The 23338-nt window shown below is 72.5% G+C and carries 20 protein-coding genes; 11 read left to right on the top strand and 9 right to left on the bottom strand.

Going from position 1 to position 23338, the window contains the following annotated elements; all coding sequences use genetic code 11:
- Positions 1–17 precede the first annotated feature (17 nt).
- The 5 genes from BCF44_RS11585 to rimP all read right to left on the bottom strand — a co-directional run bounded on the left by BCF44_RS11585 (position 18) and on the right by rimP (position 5553).
- Positions 18–314, bottom strand: coding sequence for a DUF503 domain-containing protein (locus BCF44_RS11585; protein WP_116174320.1), 297 nt, complete (start codon positions 312–314; stop codon positions 18–20).
- Between the two features lie 65 nt (positions 315–379).
- Positions 380–3562, bottom strand: coding sequence for a translation initiation factor IF-2 (gene infB / locus BCF44_RS11590; RefSeq protein WP_116174167.1), 3183 nt, complete (start codon positions 3560–3562; stop codon positions 380–382).
- A 113-nt stretch (positions 3563–3675) separates the two neighbouring features.
- Positions 3676–3999: a YlxR family protein gene (locus BCF44_RS11595; RefSeq protein ID WP_211352979.1), complete on the bottom strand. Its 324-nt coding sequence runs from the start codon at positions 3997–3999 to the stop codon at positions 3676–3678.
- Between the two features lie 22 nt (positions 4000–4021).
- A complete protein-coding gene (gene nusA / locus BCF44_RS11600) occupies positions 4022–5035 on the bottom strand; it encodes a transcription termination factor NusA (RefSeq protein ID WP_116174169.1) in 1014 nt (337 codons plus the stop codon).
- Positions 5032–5553 (bottom strand): ribosome maturation factor RimP, encoded by a 522-nt coding sequence (rimP, locus tag BCF44_RS11605; RefSeq protein WP_116174170.1) that lies wholly within the window; start codon positions 5551–5553, stop codon positions 5032–5034. Before rimP ends, nusA begins: the two co-directional genes overlap by 4 nt.
- A gap of 166 nt (positions 5554–5719) precedes the next feature.
- Between rimP and BCF44_RS11610 the strand changes: the two genes are divergently transcribed.
- A complete protein-coding gene (locus BCF44_RS11610) occupies positions 5720–6205 on the top strand; it encodes a hypothetical protein (protein WP_246014952.1) in 486 nt (161 codons plus the stop codon).
- A complete protein-coding gene (locus tag BCF44_RS11615) occupies positions 6202–6651 on the top strand; it encodes a ferritin-like domain-containing protein (protein ID WP_116174171.1) in 450 nt (149 codons plus the stop codon). The genes BCF44_RS11610 and BCF44_RS11615 overlap by 4 nt, the downstream gene beginning before the upstream one ends.
- Before the next feature lie 71 nt (positions 6652–6722).
- Here the strand turns inward: BCF44_RS11615 and BCF44_RS11620 are convergent, their stop codons facing one another.
- On the bottom strand, positions 6723–7388 hold the full coding sequence (locus BCF44_RS11620) for a hypothetical protein (protein ID WP_116174172.1): 666 nt from the start codon (positions 7386–7388) through the stop codon (positions 6723–6725).
- A 111-nt stretch (positions 7389–7499) separates the two neighbouring features.
- A complete protein-coding gene (locus BCF44_RS11625; protein WP_116174173.1) occupies positions 7500–8519 on the bottom strand; it encodes an aminotransferase class V-fold PLP-dependent enzyme in 1020 nt (339 codons plus the stop codon).
- Between the two features lie 24 nt (positions 8520–8543).
- Here BCF44_RS11625 and BCF44_RS11630 point away from each other — a divergent pair, with 24 nt between their 5' ends.
- The 6 genes from BCF44_RS11630 (at position 8544) to BCF44_RS11655 (ending at position 17793) form a co-directional block, all read left to right on the top strand.
- Positions 8544–8954, top strand: coding sequence for a secondary thiamine-phosphate synthase enzyme YjbQ (locus BCF44_RS11630; protein WP_116174174.1), 411 nt, complete (start codon positions 8544–8546; stop codon positions 8952–8954).
- A 179-nt stretch (positions 8955–9133) separates the two neighbouring features.
- Positions 9134–12052, top strand: a complete 2919-nt coding sequence (locus BCF44_RS11635) for an ATP-binding protein (protein ID WP_170217481.1) — start codon at positions 9134–9136, stop codon at positions 12050–12052.
- Between the two features lie 176 nt (positions 12053–12228).
- Positions 12229–13299 (top strand): alpha/beta fold hydrolase, encoded by a 1071-nt coding sequence (locus BCF44_RS11640; RefSeq protein ID WP_116174176.1) that lies wholly within the window; start codon positions 12229–12231, stop codon positions 13297–13299.
- On the top strand, positions 13299–15620 hold the full coding sequence (locus BCF44_RS11645; RefSeq protein WP_211352980.1) for a GMC oxidoreductase: 2322 nt from the start codon (positions 13299–13301) through the stop codon (positions 15618–15620). The genes BCF44_RS11640 and BCF44_RS11645 overlap by 1 nt, the downstream gene beginning before the upstream one ends.
- On the top strand, positions 15617–16549 hold the full coding sequence (locus tag BCF44_RS11650; protein ID WP_170217483.1) for a patatin-like phospholipase family protein: 933 nt from the start codon (positions 15617–15619) through the stop codon (positions 16547–16549). The genes BCF44_RS11645 and BCF44_RS11650 overlap by 4 nt, the downstream gene beginning before the upstream one ends.
- A gap of 2 nt (positions 16550–16551) precedes the next feature.
- Complete coding sequence (locus BCF44_RS11655) at positions 16552–17793, top strand: condensation domain-containing protein (RefSeq protein ID WP_170217484.1); 1242 nt, start codon at positions 16552–16554, stop codon at positions 17791–17793.
- A 78-nt stretch (positions 17794–17871) separates the two neighbouring features.
- Here the strand turns inward: BCF44_RS11655 and BCF44_RS11660 are convergent, their stop codons facing one another.
- On the bottom strand, positions 17872–18570 hold the full coding sequence (locus BCF44_RS11660; RefSeq protein ID WP_211352981.1) for a fibronectin type III domain-containing protein: 699 nt from the start codon (positions 18568–18570) through the stop codon (positions 17872–17874).
- A gap of 59 nt (positions 18571–18629) precedes the next feature.
- Positions 18630–19226 carry a hypothetical protein gene (locus tag BCF44_RS11665; RefSeq protein WP_246014953.1) on the bottom strand — a complete coding sequence of 199 codons (597 nt, stop codon included), beginning with the start codon at positions 19224–19226 and terminating at the stop codon, positions 18630–18632.
- Between the two features lie 164 nt (positions 19227–19390).
- On the opposite strand from BCF44_RS11665, the gene yaaA reads away from it, so the two are divergent.
- The 3 genes from yaaA (at position 19391) to BCF44_RS11680 (ending at position 23168) form a co-directional block, all read left to right on the top strand.
- A complete protein-coding gene (yaaA, locus tag BCF44_RS11670) occupies positions 19391–20122 on the top strand; it encodes a peroxide stress protein YaaA (RefSeq protein WP_116174179.1) in 732 nt (243 codons plus the stop codon).
- A gap of 39 nt (positions 20123–20161) precedes the next feature.
- Positions 20162–22288 carry a bifunctional diguanylate cyclase/phosphodiesterase gene (locus BCF44_RS11675; protein ID WP_116174180.1) on the top strand — a complete coding sequence of 709 codons (2127 nt, stop codon included), beginning with the start codon at positions 20162–20164 and terminating at the stop codon, positions 22286–22288.
- A gap of 73 nt (positions 22289–22361) precedes the next feature.
- Entirely contained in the window at positions 22362–23168 is an 807-nt protein-coding gene (locus tag BCF44_RS11680) for an SAM-dependent methyltransferase (RefSeq protein ID WP_116174325.1), read from the top strand.
- Positions 23169–23338 lie beyond the last annotated feature (170 nt).

A 23338-nucleotide genomic window follows, 5' to 3' on the forward strand; every position in this document is an offset into this window, starting at 1 on the left:
ATGAGTAGTGACAGGTACTAGTCGTCCTCGGGGCCGAGCAGCCGCTGCCGCGCGGACAGGACCTGGAGCTCGGGCCGGGAGGACACCAGCCGCTCGCACGCGTCGAGCACGTCCCGGACGTGCTCCGCGTCGGCGGCGACCACCGACACCCCGACCAGGGCGCGGCGGTGCAGGTCGAGATGACCGGCCTCGGCGACCGAGACCTCGTACTTGCGTCGGATCTCGGCCAGCACCGGCCGGACCACGGAACGCTTCTCCTTCAGCGAGTGGACGTCGCCCAGCAGCACGTCCAACTCGAGGGCACCGACGAACATGGGCATCACCATGGGCGGACGCCCAGCGGGGCCGGCCGAGAGCCGGCCCCGCGGGCGCCACTTGTTCAGTTGCGGGGCTTCTCCCGCATCTCGTACGTCTCGACGGTGTCGCCGACCCGCAGGTCGCCGTAGTTGCCGAGGGTGAGACCGCACTCGAAGCCCTCGCGGACCTCGGTCACGTCGTCCTTGAAGCGACGCAGCGAGGTGAGGGTCAGGCTCTCCTGGATCACGACGTTGTCGCGGATCAGGCGCGCCTTCGAGTTGCGCTTGAGCTCGCCGGACATCACCAGGCAGCCCGCGATCGTGCCGACCTTGGAGGACTTGAAGACGTCGCGCACCTCGGCCCGGCCGAGCTGCACCTCCTCGTACTCCGGCTTGAGCAAGCCCTTGAGGGCCTGCTCGATCTCGTCGATCGCCTGGTAGATGACCGTGTAGTAGCGGACCTCGACGCCCTCGCGGTTGGCGAGTTCCGTGGCCCGGCCCTCGGCCCGGACGTTGAAGCCCAGGACGATGGTGTTGTCCGTCGCGGTGGCGAGGTTGATGTCGCTCTCCGTGACACCACCGACGCCGCGGTGCACCACGTGCAGCTCGACGTCGTCGCCGACCTCGATGTTCATCAACGCGGACTCCAGCGCCTCGACGGTGCCGGAGTTGTCGCCCTTGATGACCAGGTTGAGCTGGCTGGTCTCCTTCAGCGCGGCGTCCAGGTCCTCCAGGCTGACGCGCTTGCGGCGGGACGCGTTGAGGGCGTTGCGGGTGCGGGCCTGGCGGCGCTCGGCGATCTGCCGGGCCACCCGGTCCTCGTCCACGACCAGGAAGGTGTCGCCGGCCCCGGGCACCGAGGTCAGACCGATCACCTGCACAGGACGGGACGGCATCGCCTCGATGACGTCCTCGTTGTGCTCGTCGACCATGCGCCGGACGCGCCCGTAGGCGTCGCCGGCGACGATCGAGTCGCCCACCCGCAGCGTGCCGCGCTGCACCAGCACCGTGGCCACCGGGCCGCGACCGCGGTCCAGGTGCGCCTCGATCGCGACGCCCTGGGCCTCCATGTTCGGGTTGGCCCGCAGGTCGAGCGCGGCGTCCGCGGTCAGCAGGATCGCCTCCAGCAGCTGGTCGATGTGCAGACCCTGCTTGGCCGAGATGTCGACGAACATGGTGTCGCCGCCGTACTCCTCGGCCACCAGGTTGTACTCGGTCAGCTGCTGGCGGATCTTCTGCGGGTTCGCGCCTTCCTTGTCGATCTTGTTCACCGCGACCACGATCGGCGCGCCGGCCGCCTGGGCGTGGTTGATCGCCTCCACCGTCTGCGGCATCACGCCGTCGTCAGCGGCGACGACGATGACCGCGATGTCGGTGGAGTTGGCGCCACGGGCACGCATGGCGGTGAACGCCTCGTGACCCGGGGTGTCGATGAAGGTGATCAGCCGCGGCTTGCCCTCCAGCGAGGTCTCGACCTGGTAGGCGCCGATGTGCTGGGTGATGCCGCCGGCCTCGCCCTCGTGCACGTTCGCCTTGCGGATCGTGTCCAGCAGTCGGGTCTTACCGTGGTCGACGTGACCCATGACGGTCACCACCGGCGGCCGGATCACGAGGTCGTCCTCGCCACCGGCGTCCTCGCCGTAGGTGATGTCGAAGGTCTCCAGCAGCTCGCGGTCCTCCTCCTCGGGGGAGACCACGTTGACCACGTAGTTCATCTCCGAGCCCAGGAGCTCCAGGATCTCGTCGGAGACGGACTGGGTCGCGGTGACCATCTCACCGAGGTGGAACAGCACCTGCACCAACGCCGCCGGGTTCGCGTTGATCTTCTCCGCGAAGTCGGTCAGCGACGCGCCGCGCGGCAGCCGGATGGCCTCGCCGTTGCCCTTGGGCAGACGGACGCCGCCGACGCTGGGCGCCTGCATGTTGTCGAACTCTTGGCGCTTCTGGCGCTTCGACTTGCGACCACGGCGCGCGGGACCACCGGGACGGCCGAACGCACCCGCGGCGCCGCCGCGACCGCCGGGACCACCCGGACGACCGCCGCCACCGCGGAAGCCGCCGCCACCACCGGCCGGAGCGCCGGCACCGCCGCCGCCACCACCCGGACGGAAGCCACCGCCACCGCCGCCACCGCCGCCGGGACGGAAGCCACCGCCACCGCCGCCGCCCCCACCGGGACCGCCACGGAAACCGCCGCCACCGCCGCCGCCACCAGGGCCGCCACGGAAACCGCCACCGCCGCCGCCCCCACCGGGACCGCCACGGAAGCCACCGCCACCGCCGCCCCCACCGGGACCGCGGCCGCCGCCACCACCGGGACCGCCGGAGCGGCCGCCACCACCGGCCGGCCGGGCCGGTCGGGGCGGCATCATGCCCGGGTTGGGCCGAGGCGGCATGTTGCCCGGGGTCGGGCGGGGACCGCGATCGCCGCCGCGGTCGCCGGACGGACGGTCGCCGCGCGGGGCGCGGTCGGGCCGGCCGTCACCGGGACGCGGCCGGTCGCCGCCGCCCTGGGCGGGCGGGCCCGGACGGGGCCCGCTGGGACGCGGCGCGGGCGCGTTGGAGCCCACGCCGAAGGGGTTGTTGCCGGGACGCGGCGCGCGCGGGCCGGGCTTGGGGCCCTGCTGGCGCGGCGGCACCGTGGCGCCGCCGTCCTGCTGCGGCTGCTGCCGGGGGCCGGGACGCGGGCCGGGACGGTTGCCCTGGCCCTGGGACTGCGGCCGGGACGGCGCCTGCTGACCGGCCGACGCGGCGGCCGGGGCCTGCTGCGACGGCTGGGGACGCTGCTGCTGCGGCGCCGGCGCGGGGGCCGGGCTGGACAGCTGCGGCTGCGTAGGCGGCTTCGGAGCCTGCGGAGCCGGGGCCTGGGCGGTCTCGGCCGGAGCGGCCGCCGCGGCGGCCGGGGTCTCCGCCGGCTTGGGGCTGGGGCGCGGACCCGGACGCGGGCCGGGCATGGGGGGACGCTGGCCGGGGGCGCCGGCCGGCTTGGGGGCGGATCCGCCCTGCGGCGCGGAACCGGTCGCGGCGGGCTCCGGAGCGGGCTTCGCCGCCGGCGGTCCCGGACGCGGGCCGGGCTTCGGGGCGCCGCCCCTGGGCTTGGCGCCGCCCTTCTCGTAGGCGTCCCGCAGCCGTCGGGCCACCGGGGCCTCGACCGTGGAGGACGCGGACTTCACGTACTCGCCCTGTTCGGCGAGCTTGTTGAGCACTTCCTTGCTCGTGACGCCGAGCTCCTTCGCGAGCTCGTGCACTCGGGCCTTGCCTGCCACTGCTCTCCTCGTCTAGGGAGGCCGGCGGCAACAGCCCGCTCGACCTCGTCCTATCGTCGCGCGATCATGTCTTCAGCTTCACGGCTGACTCATGACGGGTCGACCTGCTTCCTCTACTCATCCGCCGCAGGGGGCTCCTGCGACGTCTTCCCCAGCTGCACCGACTCGACGTGAGCGGTCAGGACCGCGAGATCGAGCGGCCCCTGGACCCGGAGGGCCCGCGGGAACGCCCGACGTCGCTCGGCGGCACGCAGGCACGCCGGATCGGGATGCAACCACGCGCCCCGGCCGGGCAGCCTGCGCCTCGGGTCCGGGACCACGGTCTCGTCCCTGACCACCGCGCGCAGCAGCTCGGAGTCCGACGCCCTGGCGCGGCATCCCACACACGTCCGGACGGGGCCGGTGGTCAGGGGTGCCGGTTCTTGACGACGAACCACCGAAGATTCTATCCCCTCGGGCTCACTCTGCCGAACCGGATACCGGACCGGTCGGCGCGACCACCTCGGCGTCGCTGCGGATGTCGATGCGCCAGCCGGTCAGCCGGGCCGCGAGCCGGGCGTTCTGGCCCTCCTTGCCGATGGCCAGGGAGAGCTGGAAGTCCGGCACCACCACGCGCGCCGTCTTGGCCCGCTCGTCGAGCACCCGCACGGACACAACCTTGGCCGGGGACAAGGCATTCCCGACGAAGGTGGCCGAGTCCTCGGAGAAGTCGATGATGTCGATCTTCTCGCCGGCCAGCTCGCTCATCACGTTGCGCACGCGCGCGCCCATCGGGCCGATGCAGGCGCCCTTGGCGTTCACGCCGGCCACCGTGGACCGCACCGCGATCTTGGAACGGTGACCCGCCTCACGTGCCACCGCCGGGATCTCCACGGTGCCGTCGGCGATCTCGGGCACCTCCAGCGCGAACAGCCGGCGCACCAGGTTCGGGTGGGTGCGGGACAGCGTGATCTGCGGGCCGCGGGCGCCCCGGGACACGCCGACCACGTAGCACTTGATCCGCTCGCCGTGCTCGTAGCGCTCGCCGGGCACCTGCTCGGCCGGCGGCAGCACGCCCTCGGTGTCACCCACCTGGACCACCACCATGCCGCGCGAGTTGGCGCGGGCGTCGCGCTGCACGACGCCGGCGATGATCTCGCCCTCCTTGGCCGCGAACTCGCCGAAGGTGCGCTCGTGCTCGGCGTCGCGCAGGCGCTGGAGGATGACCTGGCGGGCGGTGGTGGCGGCGATGCGGCCGAACCCCTCGGGGGTGTCGTCCCACTCCTCGTTGACCACGCCGTCCGGGCCGATGTCCTGGGCCAGCACGCGGACCACGCCGGTCTTGCGGTCGATGTCCACCCGGGCGTGCGCGATGTGGCCGTCGGTGTGCTTGTACGCCGTCAGCAGCGCGGTCTCGATGGCCTCGATGACGGTCTCGAAGGGGATGTCCTTGTCCCGTTCGATCGCCCGGAGGGCGGCGATGTCGACGTTCATTCGGACTCCTCCTGACAGCCGCGCTCCAACAGCGCCAACTCCTCGACCGGCGGCTGCCGGAACTCCACTTCCACCACGGCCCGCTCCACGGACCCGTGGGCGACCTCCCGCAGCTGGCCGGCGACCAGCAGCTGGACGGTCTCGTCGGTGACCCGGCCGACCCGGCCGAGGAACTCGTCCCCGTCGGTCTGGCGCACCTTGACCAGCCGGAACTTCGCGCGCCGCCAGTGGCGGGGCGCGGTCAGCGGCCGGTCCAGGCCGGGCGAGGTCACCTCGAGCGTGTACGGGCCCGCGAGCACGTGGTCGTGCTCGTCGAGCGCGGCGGCCACGACGCGGCTGGCCTCGGCGATCTCGTCGAGGCCGACGCCCTCCTCGCCGTCGACGACCACCTTGACCAGTCGGCGACGCCCAGCCTGCTGCACGTCGAGCAGCTCGAGATCGAAGCCGATCGCCGAGACGGCCTCCCGGACGACCGGTTCGAGCTGCGCGGTTATCTCCCCGCGCGGCGCGCTGGACACGTTCTCACTCCCCTGCGTCGCAGTTCCTGCCTGCCGCCACGCGGACGTGACGACATCGACCGGCGATAGCGTCGCCGGTCGTGGTCGCCAAGCGTATCTCGTCACTGAGCCGTCCAGACGCACGTGGACCGGAGTGGGTCGGGTGTTGCTGGCAAGATGACTCACCGTGACCCCTCTGCTCGGCCGCCGGGCCCTGTTGCGGCTCGCCGCGCTCGCGGCCGTCGCCGCGCCGGCCGTCGCCGCGTGCACCACGCAGCCGCCCGCCCCGCCGCCACCGGACCCGCTGGCAGCGCTCGCGGACGCCGCCGCCGCGGACGCCGCGACCGCCCGCGGGCTGGTCGCCGCGTACCCCGCGCTGGCGGCCAAGTTCCAGCTCGTCGCCACCAACCGGGAGGCGCAGGCCGTCGCGCTGCGCAAGGAGATCGACCGCGCCACACCGCCGCCGTCGACCTCCGCGTCGACCACGCCGTCGAGCCCGCCGCAGGGCAAGACCTACCCGGATCAGGCCGCCGCCGTCGCCGGCCTGACGGCCTCGCTGGGATCCGCCGTGGAGCAGGCCACCCGGGTGGCGCTGAACGCGCCCGGCTACCGCGCCGGGCTGGTCGGCTCCGTCGTCGCCGGCTGCGCGTGCCTGAAGGAGCTGCTGTCGTGACCTCCCCCGTGCCGACCGAGACCGTCGACGCCCTCCAACGAGCGCTGGCCGCCGAGCACGCCGCGATCTGGGCGTACGGGCTGGCCGGCGCCTACCTGCCGGCCGCCTCCGACGCCGCGCTGACCAAGGGCGCCGAGGCCCACACCGTCCGCCGGGACGCGGTGACCGCCACCCTCCAGAAGGCCGGCGCGACGCCGAAGCCGGCCGAGCCCGGCTACAGCGTGCCGCAGCCGCTGACCAACGCCTCGTCGGCGTTCGTGCTGCTGGTGGCGGCCGAGACCGACGTGGTGTCGGCGTGGCGGTCGGTGCTCGAGTACACGGCGGACGCCGGGATCCGGAAGACGGCGCTGGCCGCCCTCACCGACGGCGCCGTGCGGGCCATGACCTGGCGGCAGTCCGGCGGCCAGACCCCGGCGACGCCCCCGCTCCCCGGCCAGCCCGCCTGACCCGTCCAATGCAGGGAAGGACGCCTTACCCGCATTGGACGCAGGTAAGGCGTCCTTCCCTGCATTGGGGGTCACTTGCCGGTGAGGCCCAGGGCGTCGGTGCTGATGTCCTTGAGCGCCGCCTTGTCCTGGTGGGCGCCGACGCACGCCGACAGCGTGATGGTGGTGACGTCGCCGTTGGTGGTGGACGCGTAGCCGCCGTCCTGGAGCTGATCGGTGGTGGGCATGTCGGTCGCCGTCACGCCGCCGTCCTTGAGCAGGTCGGTGATGTTGCCGGTGTTGTCCTGGCTGGTCAGCGTCCGCAGCTGCTGGGTGGCGTCGGCGCTGGGCATCTTGACGTCGACCACCGACACCACGGCGACGGTGCCGTCCTTGGTGGTGGTCCGGTACAGGGACCGCACCAGCTGCTGGCACGGGTGGGTCTGGAGGAACGTCTGCGTCTTGCCGAAGGCGTGCTGCGCGCAGTTGGCGTCGGTGGCGGGGCCGGCGACCCGGACGAAGGTGTACTTGCCGGCGACCACGCCCTGCGGGGCCTGCGCCTCGGCGACGCCGGCGACGTGCGAGGGCTGCACGGCCCAGAACAGCAGGCCCGACAGCACGGCGACACCGACCAGACCCAGGCCCTGGAGCAGCAGCTTGTTGCGCCGGTCGGGCGGCTGGGGGCCGCCGCTGGGCTCCGGGTCGTAGAACTCCGGGGGCAGCTGGAACGGCGAGGTGTCAGACGGCCCGGCCGTCATCGGACTGGTCCGCCAGGTCGCCTGATCGGAAGGGGGATACGACTCCGACACAACCAGCACCGTAACGGGTGAGCGATTGCGACACGATTCGGCCGACCCCATCACGATCCGTCACCGGAGCAGCGACCGGACCGCCAGTTCCACGTCGTCGACCGTGTTGTTCAGGGCAAACGACAACCGGACGCGGCCGGCTCGGACCGAATGCCGCACACCGGCCTGCGCCAATCGGGTGGCATTCGCGTCGACGGAAACGATGGCGGATTCACCGGGCGGCAGGCCGAGCCGGTCGAGGAACAGGTTGGCCAGGCCGACGTTGTGCCGGCGGACCGCCTCGACGTCCAGCGACGCCAGCCACGGCAGCACGGCCGCCGCGCCGACGTGGGAGAACCAGGCGGGCGAGAGGTCGAGCCGACGGGCGTCGCCGGCCAGTCGCAGCGGCAGGCCGTAGACGGTCTGCCAGGGGTCCTCGCCGGCGTACCAGTTCGCGACCAGCGGGAGGGTCCGGTCCAGCACGTCCGGGTGAAGCGCCATCCACGCCGCGCCACGGGGCGTCATCAGCCACTTGTAGCCGGCGGCGACCACGTAGTCGGCCCAGGCGAGGTCGGCCGGCAGCCAGCCCAGGGCCTGGGTGGCGTCGAGCACGACGGTGACGCCGGCCCGGTTGCGGCGCACGGCGTCGAGGTCGAGCACGGCCCCGTCGCTGGACTGCACGACGCTGGCGGCCAGCACGTCGTGGTCACGCATCGCGTCCGGGACCTCGGCCAGCGGCACCTCGGTCACCTTGATCCCCCGGTGCCCCAGCGCCGCGAACGGGAAGGTCGTGCTGGTGAACTCGCCGTCCGGCACGAGCACCCGGGCGCCGTCCGGCACGGACGCGGCGGCCAGCGCGATCAGCTGGGAGGCGCTGGCCCCGATCGCCACCTGGGCCGCGTCCACGCCGACCAACGCGGCGAAGGCCGCCCTCGCGGCGGCCACGTCGGCGTCGAAGCCGGGCGGCACGTCCGCGCCGAGCCGCCACCGCCGCACCGCCGCCTCCACCGCGTCGGCGGCCACGGTCGGTGGCACACCGATACTTGCCGTGTTGAGATAGCCCGCCGGGATGTCGAAGGTCTGTCCGAAGGCTTCGCGCACGGATCACACGCTACGTTCAACCATGTGCGAAGTGTGGAAATTCAGATCAGGACCGGATCATCCGAGGTCGTGTACGACCTGACCGCGGACTGCGAGCGATTTCTCGCCGAGGAAGGCGCCGTGGACGGGTTGCTGCACGTCTGGGTGCCACACGCGACGGCCGGCCTCGCGGTGCTGGAGACCGGCGCGGGCAGCGACGACGACCTGCTGACGGCGCTGTCCCGGCTGCTGCCGCGTGACGAGGCGTGGCGACACCGTCACGGCACGCCAGGACACGGCCGGGACCACGTGCTACCTGCGTTTCTTCCGCCGTACGCGACGATTCCGGTCCTCGCCGGCCGGCTGGCGACGGGCACCTGGCAGTCGATCTGCCTGGTCGACACCAATGTGGACAATCCGGTCCGGCACGTCCGCTTCTCCCTGCTCCGCGGTTGATCACCGAACGCCGTCTCCCCCATACGAGGGTGATACGAATCCGGTGACGTGCGGAATTGTCCCGTTGAATTCACTTCTCCGGTTAACCCTGCCTTTTCGTCTCTTGCCCGAAACGGCCCAGGACTGGCACCCTTGACGCCGATGCGCATTCCCGTACTCCCCCAGCCTTGCGAGGTGCCGTGACCGGCCGGCGCGAACGCACGCGGGGTACGGCGGAGGACCCTGACCGGGCGCCGCTGGTCGGCCGGGCGGACGCGCTGCGCTCGGTGGACAAGACGCTGGACCGGGCAGGAAAGGGCGCGTTCCAGCTGTTGGAGCTGGTCGGCGAGCCGGGGGTGGGCAAGAGCCGGCTGCTGGCCGAGGCGGTGGCGGCGGCCCGCGGCAAGGGCATGCTGACGCTGGTCGGCCGGGCCTCGGAGTTCGAGCGGGACGCCCCGCTGGCGGCGGTCGCCGACGCGCTGGACGACCACCTGGAGACGTTGTCGGACCGTCAGCTGGCCCGCCTGAGCGACGGCGAGCGGCGGCTGCTGGGCTCGGTGTTCGCGGGCATCGCCACGGACGTCCCGGCCGAGGCCACGGACCGCTACCGGCTGTACCGCGCCGTGCGGGGCCTGCTGGAGCTGCTGGCCGAGTCCGGCGGCATGGTGCTGGTGCTGGACGACGTGCACTGGGCCGACGAGAGCTCGGTGGAGCTGCTGGACCACCTGCTGCGGCACCCGCCGCGCGGCCGGCTCGTGGTTGCGGTGGCCTACCGCCCGGGCCAGGCGTCGCCGCTGCTGGTGGCGGCGCTGGGCTTGGCCCAGCCGACCCGCCGCGTACGGCTGGATGTGGCGCCGCTGACCGAGCAGGAGACCGAGGAACTGCTCGGCCCGGACGTGAACCACACCCGCCGGCGCTGGCTGTTCGAGGCGAGCGGCGGCAATCCCTTCTACCTGGAAGCGCTGTCCCGGATGAACGGCGGCCGGGTGCCGGCGCCGCGGGACGCGCAGAGCGAGGCGTTCCCGTCGATGACGGCCGAGGTGCCGGACACGGTGCGGGCGGCGCTGCTGATGGAACTGACCAGCCTGAGCCGGATCGGGCAGCTGGTGGCGAAGGCGGCCGCGGTCGTCGGCGACGAGTTCGAGCCGGCGGCGGTCGCCGCGGCCGGTGAGATCGCCGAGTCGGACGCGCTGACGGCGTTGGACGAGCTGGTGGCCCGGGACGTGGTGCGGCCGGACGCGGCGCGCTTCCGGTTCCGGCATCCGCTGGTGCGGCACGCGGCGTACGCGTCGGCGAAGGCCGGCTGGCGGATGGGCGCGCACGGGCGGGCGGCGCACTTCCTGCGCGGCAAGGGCGCGCAGCCGCAGATGCTGGCGCACCACGTGGTGAACTCCGCCCCGTTCGGGGATCTCGCGTCGGTCGGCGAGCTGGCCTCGGCGGCGCAGGCCGTGGTCTCGCGCGCCCCGGCGACGGCGGCGCACTGGCTGGGCAACGCGCTGCGGCTGCTGCCCGACAACGAGGCGACGCGGCCGACGCGCTGCAATCTGTTGCTGGCGCTCGGCAACGCCCAGTTGACCAGCGGCCAGCTGGGCGCGGGCCGCGACTCGGCCCGTGAGGCGTTGCAGCTGCTGCCGGCCGAGGACCTGACCCGACGGGCGATCGCCGCGCGGCTGTGCGCGACGACGGAGCGCATGTTGGGGTCACGGGAGGCGGCGAAGGCTGTCCTGCTGGCGGAGCTCCGCAAGCTGCCGGACCCGTTGATGGTCGAGGCGGCGCCGCTGTACCTGCGGCTGGCCGTGGAGTACGTGGGCACGGGCGAGGCCGCGGAATGCGCGCGGATGCTGGAGGAGCTCACCAAGCTGGACCACCTGGACCCGCCGACGGCGTTCGCGGCCACGGCGCTGGGCGTGATGCCGGCCTACATCGCCGGCGACATCCCGGGCGCGCTGGACCGGCTGGACGAGGTGGACCGGCTGATGTCCCGGCTGACCGCCGCGGAGATCACGCCGTGGATGGACATCTGCGCGTGGCTGTGCTGGGCCGAGCTGATGGTCGGCCGGCATTCCTCGGCGCTGGCCCGGCTGGACCGGGTGACCGAGCTGGCGCGGTCCACCGGGCAGCAGTTCGTGCTGGCGTACCTGTTGTCCGCCAAGATCTTCGCGCTGGGCCGGATGGGACGGCTGACCGAGGCGGCGACGGTGGCCGAGGAGGCGTGCGACATCGCGCGGCTGGTCGGCTCGGGCGACGCGCAGACGATCGCGCTCACCTCCCAGGCGCTGGTGCTGGCCTGGGCCGGCGAGTACCCGGCCGCGCTCAAGGCGGCCAGCGGGGGCGCGCAGGCCAACCAGCCGAGCAAGGTCTACTGGTCGGTGCTGGCCGGCTGCATGCGCAGCCTGGTGCTGATCTACTCCCGCGACCTCGAAGCGGGCAAGCCCGCGGTCCTGGCCGCGTGCGACGAGTTCGAGCTCGAGGGCGTCCGCGACGAGACGCTGATGCTGATCTGCCTGGAGGCGATCGCGCACGCCGAGGCGATCGCCGGCAACCCGGGCGCGGGCCTGCCGCTGGCCGACCGCGCCGACGCGATCCGGCACCCCGACCACGAGGTCAATGTCGCGATCGCCGACCTGATCCGGGCGCACGCGGTGAGCGGCTCGGACCCGTCGACCTCGGCGCGGCTGGCGCTCCGGGCCGCGGACACGCTCACGGGCCCTGACTACCGTCTGGAGGAGGGCCGCGCGCGGCTGCGCGCCGGCCAGAGCCTCGCCGCCGCCGGCGACCGCGCGGGCGGGCTCAGGCAGCTGGCCATCGCGGCCGAACTGTTCGCCACGGCCGGCGCACGCGGGCTGCACGCCCAGGCCACCGAGGCGCAGCGCCGGCTCGGCCAACGGGTGCCGGTGCCGCGCGGCGGCCGCCGGCCGGAGCTGCCGTTCGGGCTGTCGGCCCGCGAGTTCGAGGTGGCGCGGCTGGTCGTGGAGGGCCGGACGAACGCCCAGATCGCGGAGCGGCTGTCGCTGAGCCTGCGGACGGTGGAGACGCACCTGACGCGCGTGTTCGGCAAGACCGGGGTGCCGGCGCGGGGCGGCCTGGGCCGCGTGCTGGGCCCGCACCTCGAAAACTGACCAACGCGTCAAAAACGGTCACGCTGCGGGCATGGCCCCTCACCTGGGCGTACCAGGTTCGGCGGCCGATCGGGCCGGATCGAACACCGAATGTCGTGGTTTACCACGATGGAAAAGACGAAGCTGGTCCGTCAGGGTGACGGTCGACCAACAGACGAGTCGCTGGGGGGCGCGCCATGAACCGTGAGATCCCGCTCTACACCCTCGACGGTGTGCGCGACGCGGATGTGAGCGTTCACCCGGTGACCACCCTGGACGGCCTCGGCCTGACGCTGACCCGGTTCCGCCGGGAGCCCGCCGAGGACGTCGTGCTGCTGGTGCACGGCCTGACCTCGTCCACGGACATGTTCGTCATGCCGGAGCACCGCAACCTGGTCAACCACCTGCTGGACAACGGGTTCGGCGAGGTGTGGTCCTTCGACTCCCGCATGAGCAACCGCCTGCCGTACAACAAGTCGCAGCACCGGTTCACGCTGGACGACCTGGCGCGCAACGACTATCCCGCGGCACTGTCCGAACTCCGCCGCCACGTCGGGGGGCGGCGGATCCACGTGGTCGCGCACTGCCTCGGCTCCGTGTCCTTCCTGATGAGCCTGTTCTCCGGGGCGGTCGGGGACATCGCGAGCATGGTGTGCAACAGCGTCGGCCTCACCCCACGGGTGCCGCTGTGGTCGCGGGCGCGCCTGGTCGCCGGCCCGGACGTCGTCGAGTACGGCCTGCGCCAGCCGTACCTGGACCCGCAGTGGGGCGACGCGCCGGCGTTCACCACCGGCTGGGCGGTGTCCAAGGTGATGTCGGTGCTGCACCCGGAGTGCTCGGTGCCGGCCTGCCACCTGCTCAGCATGATGTGGGGCACCGGCTGGCCGGCCATGTACGAGCACCGCAACCTGCTGCCGGTCACGCACCAGCGGATCGGCGACATCTGCCAGGCCAGCGGCGTCAACTACGACCGGCACGTGCGCAAGATCATCTTCGCCGGCCGGGCCGTGGCCTACGACACCGGCGAGGACTACACCGCCGACCTCGGCGCCGTGACGACCCCGCTGCTGCTGCTCACGGGCTCGCACAACCGGGTGTTCATCGACTCGCAGCAGGTGTTCCACCGCCGGCTGGAGGAGGCCGCGCCCGGCCGGCACGAGCTGCGGGTGCTGCCCGGCTACGGGCACCTCGACCCGTTCATCGGCAAGCACGCCGACCTCGAGGTGTTCCCGCACATCGTGGACTTCCTGAAGCAGCGGGCCTCGTGATGGCCGGCCCACGGGGAACCGGGATCGAGACGGTCGACGCGGTGATCGTCGGCTCCGGCTTCGGCGGCTCCGTCGCCGCGCACCGGCTCGCCGACGCGGGGCTGTCGGTCGTCGTGCTGGAGCGCGGCCGGGCCTGGCCGCCCGGCAGCTTCGCCCGCACGCCCGACGAGATGCACCACAACTTCTGGAACCCCGCGCAGGCCGACTACGGCCTGTTCGACGTGCTGGAGTTCCGCGGCTTCGACTCGGTGGTGTCGGCCGGCCTCGGCGGCGGGTCGCTGATCTACGCGAACGTGTTGCTGCGCAAGGACGAGCGCTGGTTCGTGCAGGACAGCGAGCTGCCCGGCGGCGGCTACGAGTCGTGGCCGGTGACCCGCGAGGACCTGGACCCGCACTACGACACCGTCGAGGCGATGCTGACGCCGAGCCGGTACCCGTTCGACGATCCGCAGTTCGCCGGCGTGCCCAAGACCGAGGCGTTCCAGGAGGCGGCCGCCGGGCTGGGCCTGGACTGGCAGCTGCCGCCGCTGGCCGTGGCGTTCGCGGCCAAGCCGGGCGGGCAGCCGGGCATCGGGCTGCCGATCGTCGAGCCGTCCTACGGCAACCTGCACGGCCTGCCCCGGCGCACCTGCCGCCTGTGCGGCGAGTGCGACTTCGGCTGCAACGACGGCGCGAAACTGAGCCTGGACCACACCTACCTGTCGGCGGCCAAGGCGGCCGGCGCGGACCTGCGCACGATGTGCGAGGTGCAGGCGATCCGGCCCGGCGGCCCCGGCTACCAGGTCCGCTACCTGCTGCACGGCATGGACGGCAGCTCGGTGCCCAAGCGCATCGACTGCGAGCGCCTGATCCTGGCCGCCGGCTCGTTCGGCACCACCCGCCTGCTGCTGGGCAACCGCGCCAACCTGCCCGGGCTGAGCGCGGCGCTGGGCACGCGGTTCAGCGGCAACGGCGACATGCTGTCGTTCGCGCTGCACGCCCGCCGCGACGGCCGCCCGCGTCCGATGCACGCCAGCCGCGGGCCGGTGATCACCAGCACCATCCGGGTCCCGGACGAGCTGGACGAGGACGGCGGGGTCGGGCGTGGGTTCTACATCCAGGACTCGGGCTACCCGGTGATCCTGGACTGGCTCGTGCAGAACATGGACGTGCGCGGCGACCTGTCCCGGCTGACCGGCTTCACCTGGAACCGGGTGCGCGCGCTGCTGCGCTGGACCGGCCCGGACCACCTGGAGCACGGCATCGGCCAGCTGATCGGCAGCGGCACGCTGTCCAACTGCTCGCTGCCGCTGCTGGGCATGGGCCGGGACGTGCCCGACGGCGTGATGCGGCTGCGCAAGGGCGAGCTGGACGTGTCGTGGACGACCGAGACCAGCCGGGACTACATCGAGCGGGTCCGCGCGACCATGCGGGCCATCACCGGCGCGCTGGGCGGCGAGTACGTGGACAATCCGCTCTGGCTGCGCCGCCGGCTGGCGGTCGCGCACCCGCTCGGGGGCGCGCCGATAGGCCGCCATCCCGGCGAGGGAGTCTGCGACCCTTATGGCGAGGTGTTCGGGCATCCGGGCCTGTACGTTGCCGATGGGGCCGCGATGCCGGGCCCGGTGGGCGCGAACCCCTCGCTGACGATCGCCGCGATGGCGGACCGTCTCTGCGATCATCTGTTGCTCGCGCGCGGTATGGCGGGGAGGTCGTCCGCGCGCGGTGGTCAGCGCCGTTCAGGGGGAACGACGCAGGCCACTCCGGTGGCACCGGCCCGTCTCAGCGGGGGTCGGACCGGTGCAGCCGCCCTCTCGTTCACCGAGGAGATGGCCGGCCAGGTCACCCTCGGTGAACGAGAGGGGCAGAACCCGCTTCGCCTGCACGTGACCGTGTCGATCGAGGACATGGACGCGTTCCTGGCCGACCCGCGGCACGAGGCCGCCGCCACCGGCTGGCTGGACTGCGAGCCGCTGGGCGGCCGGCTGCTGGTCGCCCGTGGCCGGGTCGAGCTCATGGTGACCGAGAGCGCCGGCGGGCGGCGGCGGATGCGCTACCGGCTGCCGTTCGCCGACGACCGCGGCCGTGAGCTGCTGCTCAGCGGGCACAAGGAGCTGCGGGCCGGGCCGCCGACGGCGATCTGGCCGGACACCACCACGCTGCACGCGAAGATCCTCTGCGACGGCGTCACGCTCGGCGCCGGCGAGCTGCGGCTGGGTGGGCTGGACTTCTTACGCGAGCTCACCACGATCCGCGCCGCCAGTCCGACCGTGCTGGAGCGCTTCGGCACGTTCTTCCTGGGCTCCCTGTGGCAGGTGTACCGCCCGAGGCTGACGTCGTGAGCGACGAGGTCGCGCTGGTGCTCTCCGGCGGCGGGGCGTCGGCGGCGTACTTCGGCGCCGGTGTCGCGCAGGGCCTGGCCGACGTGGGGCTGCGCCCGACCGTGCTGTCCGGGACGTCGGCCGGCGGGCTGAACGCCGGCCTGCTGGCCGCCGGCCTGTCGCCGCAGCAGCTGGTGGAGCTGTGGATCAACGTGCAGGGGCACGACGTCTACAAGCCGCGGCTGGACCTGTGGCGGCTGCTGCGGCCCGCCGGGCTGGTGCGGCTGCCCACCAGCGACCTGATGGGGTACGCGCTGGACTCCGTCGGCTGGACCTGGCTGCTCGACACCGCGCCGGCCCGCAAGACGCTGATCGCCGCGATCGGCGGCGAACGCCTGCGGATCGAGGAGGGGGTGCGGGTTGTCGTCGCCGCCGTCGAGGAATGCTCGGGCGAGGTCGTGCACTTCACCAACTCCGCACCGGAGGGCTCGGGGTTCCACGAGGTGCCGCTGACCGTCGACCACCTGATGGCCGGGGCGGCCGCGCCGATCCTGTTCCCGCCCGTGCACATCGACGGCCGCACCTATGTGGACGCCGGCATGGTCGCGAACACGCCCTTGCAGCCCGCTCTCGCGTATGAGCCGCGGACCGTCGTGGTCGTGACGTCGTCCTGCGGGCGGCAGTCGACCACGCCGGCGTCCCTGGGCGACGCGCTGGGCCTGGCGTTCGAGAACGTCGCCCGGTTCGCGGTGCTGCGGGACTACGAGCACACCAAGCAGCTCGGCGAGCTCGGGCCCGGCGAGGCGCCCCGGCTGGTGCTCATCGAGCCCGGCGACGAGTTCGAGGTGTCCGGCTTCGCCCGGTTCGACCCGGACGTCGCCAGGACCGTCGTCGCGCACGGCCGGGCGCGGGCACGCGCGGCGCTGGCCACCGTCACCTCAGGGGGATGAGCATGACCGCCTTTTCGACGTCCCGGTGGCCGCTGTCCGCCGCACAACACGGAATCTTCTCGGCGCACCAGGTGGATCCCGGTGGCGCCGCGCACAACGTCGCCGAGTACGTCGACATCGCGGGGCCCGTCGACCACGGCCGCTTCGAGGAGGCCACCCGGCGCGCGGTGGCCGAGGCGGAGGCGCTGCACATGCGGTTCGCCGTCGTCGGCTGCCAGGACGTGGTGGCGGTGCGGCCGTGGCGGCTGGAGCCCGTCGACGTCAGCGCCTCGGCCGACCCGATGTCCGCCGCGCTGACTTGGATGCGAGCCGACCTCACATCTGCCGTCGACCTCGCCGACGGGCCGTTGTTCCGGCAGGCGCTGATCACCGTGTCGCCCGAGCGGGTGCTCTGGTACCACCGCAGCCACCGGATCGCCCTGGACCGCTATGGACTGTTCCTTGTGGACCGCCGGGTCGCCGAGCTGTACAACGGCGTCGACGGGGAACCGTTCGATCCCTTACGACCCGTGGTCGACGAGGACGTCGCCTACGCGCTGTCGGCCGGGTGGCGGCGGGACAGACGCTTCTGGCTCGACCGGTTCGCCGACGCGCCCGTGCCTATCGGGCTCACAGAGGGCTCCGCGCCGCCGTCGGCCGGCGTGCTCCGTCGCACCGTCGAGCTGCCCCGGACCGCCCTGGAGGACTGGGCCGAGGTCGCCGGCCGCTGCCACACCAGCTGGTCCGCCGTGGTCATCGCCGCCGTCGCCGCGTACCTGCGGCACGTCACCGGTACGTCCGAGGTCGTGCTCGGGCTGCCCCGCATGTGCCGGCGGCGCACCGCCGCCTTGAACGTGCCCTGCTCGACGTCCAACACCATGCCGCTGCGGGTGCTCACCCCGCCCGGCGCCAGCCTGGCCGAGCTCGCCGGCGACGTCGCCGAGGAGGTCAAGGTGTGTCAGCCGCACGAGCGGTACCGGTCAGAGCTGCTGCGCCAGGAACTGCACATGCCCCGGCTGTACGGGCCCGTCGTCGACATCAACCCCATCAGCTACGAGCTGGTGTTCGACGGGCGAACCGCCGTCGCCCACACGCTGTCCGCCGGGCCCGTGGAGGACCTGACCATCACCGTGCACGGCGGCCAGGGCGGCGCCGGGCCGCGCATCGACTTCGACGGCAACCCGGCGCTGTACTCCGGCGACGACCTCACCGTGCACCAGCAGGCGTTTCTGGACCTGCTGGAGACGGCCCCGGCCTTCGCCTGATCGGGTCTTTGATGCAGTGAAGGCGTCCTTCCCTGCGTTGAGCGCAGGGAAGGACGCCTTCACTGCATCGGCGGGTTCTCACTGGCCGCCGGTGGTTCTCGTGACGACGTTGGAGGACGGGCCGTAGTAGAACGCCCGCACCCGGTAGGACGCCTCCTTCTCGTCGGGCAGGGTGATCAGGGCGAACGAGTTGATGTCCTTGTCCAGCGTGGCCACCACCGAGTAGTCGGCGGCGCCGGCGGGCTTGTCCTCCACGAGGTAGCCCTCCTCGTCGCTGGCGTTGTCGGTCCAGGTCAGCTGGATCCCGTTGTCCTGAATGACTTTCGCCTTCAGCCCGGTCGGGGCCCCGGCGGTGGAGCCGTCGCGGATGGAGTGGGTCACCGCCGGCCCGCCCGGCAAGGTGGCGGGCGCCGGGAAGTCGGTGGGCTGGTCGCCGGCGCCGCCCGGCACGGTGACGTCGACCGCGGTGGACGCCGGTCCGTAGTAGGGGCGGAGCCGGTAGTAGAACGGGGTCTGCGGCATCAGGTTGGGGTGGGTGTAGCTGTTCTGCCGCACCGGCATGAACTGCAACGTCGTCCACGGCCCGCCCGACGCAGTGGCGAACTCGATGATCCGGCCGGCGGCGGCCGGGTCGCTCCCGGTCCAGTCCAGCCGGATGTCGACGGGCGAGGTCATGGTGGCGGCCAGCATGATGCCGGCCGGCGGGGTCGCCGCGGCGGAGCAGGCGGTCAGCGCCGCCCCGACGGCGGCGCAGCAGAGCACGAGCGCACGTTTCACAGGGTTGCCTCGGCGGTCGGGGTGGCCGCCCGCCCCGATCCGGACGGGCGGCCGGCGGCTCACTTCGTCCAGAACTTGATGTTGCTCCAGGTGACCGAGATCGGCCCCTGCCCGGTGGACGTCCGGTACGCCCCGAACTTGTCGTAGTAGCTGCCGCCCGGGCTCGAAACCGTGTTCTTCAGCGACCCGTTGATGTAGGTGCGGTGCGTGTTGCCGACCTGGTTCACAGTATTGACGCGAACCGTGGTTCCGACGGTCGCGGAGCCCGAAATGGTGGCTCCGCCCTCCACGTCGTACATGCGTCCACCGGCCTCGACACCCAGCAGGAAGAACGGCCCGTTGTTCTCGTTGAACGTCTGCTTCAGGCTGATCCGGCTGCCGCCCATGCTGTTAATTTTGAAATAGCCCTCGAACTGGTGGGTGCCGCTGCTGTAGGTGTCGTAGCGACGCTCCGCCCGCTGCTCGCCGCTGCTGCTGGAGCAGGTCAGCTTGAACGTCGAGCCGCTGGCCGAGCCGCAGCCGACCGTCTGGACCTTGAAGCCGGGATTCCACGTCTTCCAGGTGCCGCTTTCGACCTGGGCATAGGCATTGGGCGCGACGAGAAACAGGGCCGCCGCGGCCAGAATTCCCCCGAGAGCGCGAGTGCGTCGAGACACGGGCATCCTCCTCGACCCGGGTCCGCCCGAAATTCGACAGGGCGAGCGGAACCACGGGAAAGTGGCGTGAGGCGGAGGCAAATCCGAGTGTAAGCGCGATCACGTCGGGGGGACAAGGCCCGCCGCGAAGCCTTCAGGTCGGCGGCTCGCGGTAATCTCGGCGGGTGCTGGTGCTGCTTCCCCCGTCCGAGACGAAGTCCGACGGCGGCGCCGGCGGCCCGCTCGACCTGGACGCGCTGTCCTTCCCCGAGCTGACGCCGCTGCGCCGCAAGCTGGCCGACGCCCTGGTGACGCTGGCGGCGGACGTGCCGGCGAGCCTGCGGGCGCTGGACCTGTCGGAACGCCAGCAGCACGAGGTGCACCGCAACGCCGCGCTGCGCACGTCGGCGACCGCGCCGGCGCTGTCCCGCTACACCGGCGTGCTCTACGACGCCCTGGACGCGAAGTCGCTGTCCAAGGCGGAACGCGCCCGCGCCGAGAAACGCCTCGCCGTGGCCTCCGCGTTGTTCGGTGTCGTCCGCGCCGGCGACCCGATCCCCGCCTACCGGCTCTCCGGCGGGAGCACGCTGCCCGGCATCGGCACGCTCGCCGCGCTGTGGCGGCCGGAGCTGGAGCCGGTGCTGGCCGCCGCGGACGAGCTGGTGATCGACATGCGCTCGGGCGCGTACGCGGCACTGGCCCGGATCCCGGATGCGGTGGCAGTAAAGGTGATCATGCCCAACGGCAAGACCGTCAGCCACTTCAACAAGGCGTACAAGGGACGCCTCGCCCGCGTGTTGACAACCGCCGCGCGAGAGCCCTCGACGGTGTCCGCGCTGGTCCGCACGGCGACCGCCGCCGGACTCACGCTGCGGCAGACCGGGGACCGCGCAGTTGACCTCGTTGTGACCGACTGATCCGGGCTACAGTCGTCTGATCGCGGCTGGAGAGGCGTCATGACGGGCGAGGACGAGCAGGGCGGGTCGATGTACCCCGGCCTCGCGGAGTTCGCGCGGCTGTGGACCGGCGCGGTGCTGCCGACCAGCAACGTCCCGCTGTCCCGCGGCGAACTCAACGTCATCCTGACCGGCTTCGCCGAGCTGCTGATGACCTCGCTGCACGCCGAGCAGTTCGACCACTCGCCCGCCCTGGAGGTCGGCCGCGGCCTGGTGGCCAGCCAGCTGGTCGGCCCGAAGGCACTGGACGCCACGATCCGGGTGCTCAGCCGGTACCTGCGCAGCGAGGCCGACGACGACCGGCTGGTGGACCTGCTGGGCGCGGTCGCCGGCGGCTACGTGGACGCGTTGCGGGACCACATCTTCCTCCAGCAGGAAACGCTGAAGAAGGCGGTGTTCCGGGCCCGCGACGCGGCCGAGAAGGCCCTGCGCGCCAGCGAACGCCGGTTCCGCACGGTGTTCACCGAGTCGGTGGTCGGCATCGCCATCGGCGACATCCAGGGCCACATCGTCAACTCCAACCTGGCGATGCAGGAGATGCTCGGCTACAGCGCCGACGAGCTGCGCCAGCGCACGCCGTACGACCTGATGCCGCGCAAGGACGCCGAGGAGGTGTCGACGGCCTACCGCAAGCTGATCAACGGCCAGTTCACCTCGCTGCGCTCCGAGCAGCAGATGCTGCGCAGCGACAACGAGCCGATCTGGGTGCACATCGCGGTCACCCTGATCAAGGACGAGAACGGCCTGCCGGACTACCCGGTGGTGATGATCGAGGACATCACCGACCTGCACCTGTTGCAGGACCGCTGGTCGCACCAGGTGGCCCACGACCCGCTGACCAACCTGCACAACCGGGCGCTGTTCATGTCCAAGGTGGAGACCGCGGTCGGCGGCCTCGGCCCGGGCGACCGGATCGGGCTGGCCTGCTTCGGCCTGGACGGCCTGTCGGTGATCAACGCCGGCGCGTCCGACCAGGTCGGCGACAAGATCCTCAAGACCGCCGCGGACCGGCTGCGGGCCGTCGTCGATGACGACACGGGCCTGCTCGGCCGGGTCGACGGCGACCGGTTCGCGCTGCTGGCGGTGCGCTCCAGCACCCAGGGCATGATCGACGTCGTCGAGCGGGCGATGGCCCGGATCGCCGAGCCGGTGCTCGCCGCCGGCCGCGAGTACTCGGTGACCTCCAGCGTCGGCATCGTGGAGCGGGCGGCCGCCGGCTCGAACCCGTTCCGGCTGCTCGCGGACGCGGAACTGGCGCTGCAGTGGGCAAAGCGGGACGGCCGGGCCCAGTGGCAGCTGTTCGAGGCGGACCGCGGCAGCCGGCAGCGGCGCGACTTCGAGCTGGCCGCGCAGCTCCCGGCGGCGCTGCGCGGCGGCCAGTTCGCCGTCGAGTTCGAGCCCGTCGCCCGCGTCGCCAACCGCGGCCTGGCCGGCTTCTCGCTGGTCGTCTCGTGGGACCACCCGGAGCAGGGCATGTTGTCCGCCAAGGACTTTCTGCACCTGGCCGAGCGCACCGGGCACATGCTGCCGCTGGGCTCCTGGGCCCTGCGGCAGGCATGCGACCAGGCCCGGGAGTGGCACGACGAGCACGGCGACCGCACGCCGCCGCTGTCGGTGGCGCTGTCCGACCGGATGGTGGGCGACCAGGACCTGTCGGCGCTGCTGCTGGCCGTGCTCGACGCCAGCGGCGCCCGCGCCGAGCAGCTGGTGCTGGAGGTGTCCCCCGACATGCTGCGCGACGCCGACGGCGACCCGGCCGAGGTGCTGACCGTGCTGACCGACCTGGGTTTCAAGGTGCTGGTCGGCGGCATGACCGCGAGCTGCTGCCCGCACGGGTTCGGCGGGCTGCCGCTGCACGGCGTGAAGCTGGCCCCCGAGTTCGTGGCCACGCTCGGTGAGGACGACAAGCCGGAACCCTCGGCCGAACGGGCGATCGGTGGCGTGGTGTCGGCGGCCCAGCTGGCCGAGCTGCCGGTGCACGCGGCCGGCGTGCACCACGAGCGGCACGCCGTGGCGCTGCGGGAACTCGGCGTGGAGTTGGGCCAGGGCGACTGGTTCGGGCCGCCGTCGCTGCCGTTCGAGGTGGAGCCGATGATCATCGCGGGCACGGTCGACCCGGACTGGTGATGTCGCCGTCCCGCCGCGATCACTAGGATTCGCCGGGCGGATTCCCCGGGCGAGGCGGAAGGGGTGGGCGTTGGTGGATCGGCCGGACTGGGCTCCCAAGGATGTCGACATCGAGAAGGCCAGCGCGGCCAGGCTGTACGACTTCTTCCTCGGCGGCAGCTACAACTTCGAGGTGGACCGGGAGCTCGGCCGCAAGGTCGCCGCGGTCGCCCCGGGCGTCTTCGACTTCACCCGGCTCAACCGGGCCTTCCTGCGCCGCGCCGTGCGCTACCTGACCGAGCAGGGCGTCGACCAGTTCCTGGACATCGGCTCCGGCATCCCCACCGCCGGCAACGTGCACGAGATCGCGCAGAAGGCCAACCCGGACGCGCGCATCGTCTACGTGGACAACGAGCCGGTCGCGGTCGCGCACAGCGACCTGCTGCTGGAAGGCAACCCGAACGCGGTGGCCATCGAGGCCGACCTGCGCGACCCGGACAGCATCCTGGGCAACGACCGCACCCGGCAGATGCTCGACTTCAGCCGCCCGATCGGGCTGCTCACCGTCGCCGTCTACCACTTCATCCCCGAGTCCGACGACCCGCTGGGGCTGGCCGCCCGCTACCGGGCCGCGCTGCCCAGCGGCAGCTACCTGGCGCTGTCGCACGTGACCATGGACGCCATGGGCGAGCAGATCCGGCAGCTCATCGACCTGTACCGCAACAGCCAGAATCCGGTGACGGCCCGCACCAGGGACCAGTTCGCCGCCATGTTCGACGGATTCGAACTGGTGGAGCCGGGCGTGGTGTTCACGCCGGAATGGCACCCGGAGTCGCCGGAGGACGTCGGCGAGCACCCGGAGGAGTCCGCGGTGTACGCGGCCGTGGGCCGCAAGCCGTAAATCAGTTGCTTTGACGCGGCGGTCGGCGGGAGTATCCCGCCGACCGTTTTCGTACCGGCGTGGATCGACCGGAGGAGGTGCGCTGTGGCAACGACTGTCGTCTGGGGCGTGGCCCGCACCCGTCCCGGCGTCCCGCCGAGGTCCGCGTAGCGACGACCGCTCGGTGGGGA

It is taken from the genome of Kutzneria buriramensis, assembly GCF_003387475.1.
GTDB lineage: Bacteria > Actinomycetota > Actinomycetes > Mycobacteriales > Pseudonocardiaceae > Kutzneria > Kutzneria buriramensis.

Excerpts from the sequence above, each read along its gene's own strand:
- BCF44_RS11585 (WP_116174320.1), bottom strand. The coding sequence starts at position 314 with ATGTTCGTCGGTGCCCTCGAGTTGGACGTGCTGCTGGGCGACGTCCAC.
- nusA (WP_116174169.1), bottom strand. The coding sequence starts at position 5,035 with ATGAACGTCGACATCGCCGCCCTCCGGGCGATCGAACGGGACAAGGAC.
- BCF44_RS11620 (WP_116174172.1), bottom strand. The coding sequence starts at position 7,388 with ATGACGGCCGGGCCGTCTGACACCTCGCCGTTCCAGCTGCCCCCGGAG.
- BCF44_RS11640 (WP_116174176.1), top strand. The coding sequence starts at position 12,229 with ATGAACCGTGAGATCCCGCTCTACACCCTCGACGGTGTGCGCGACGCG.
- BCF44_RS11645 (WP_211352980.1), top strand. The coding sequence starts at position 13,299 with ATGGCCGGCCCACGGGGAACCGGGATCGAGACGGTCGACGCGGTGATC.
- BCF44_RS11655 (WP_170217484.1), top strand. The coding sequence starts at position 16,552 with ATGACCGCCTTTTCGACGTCCCGGTGGCCGCTGTCCGCCGCACAACAC.
- BCF44_RS11675 (WP_116174180.1), top strand. The coding sequence starts at position 20,162 with ATGACGGGCGAGGACGAGCAGGGCGGGTCGATGTACCCCGGCCTCGCG.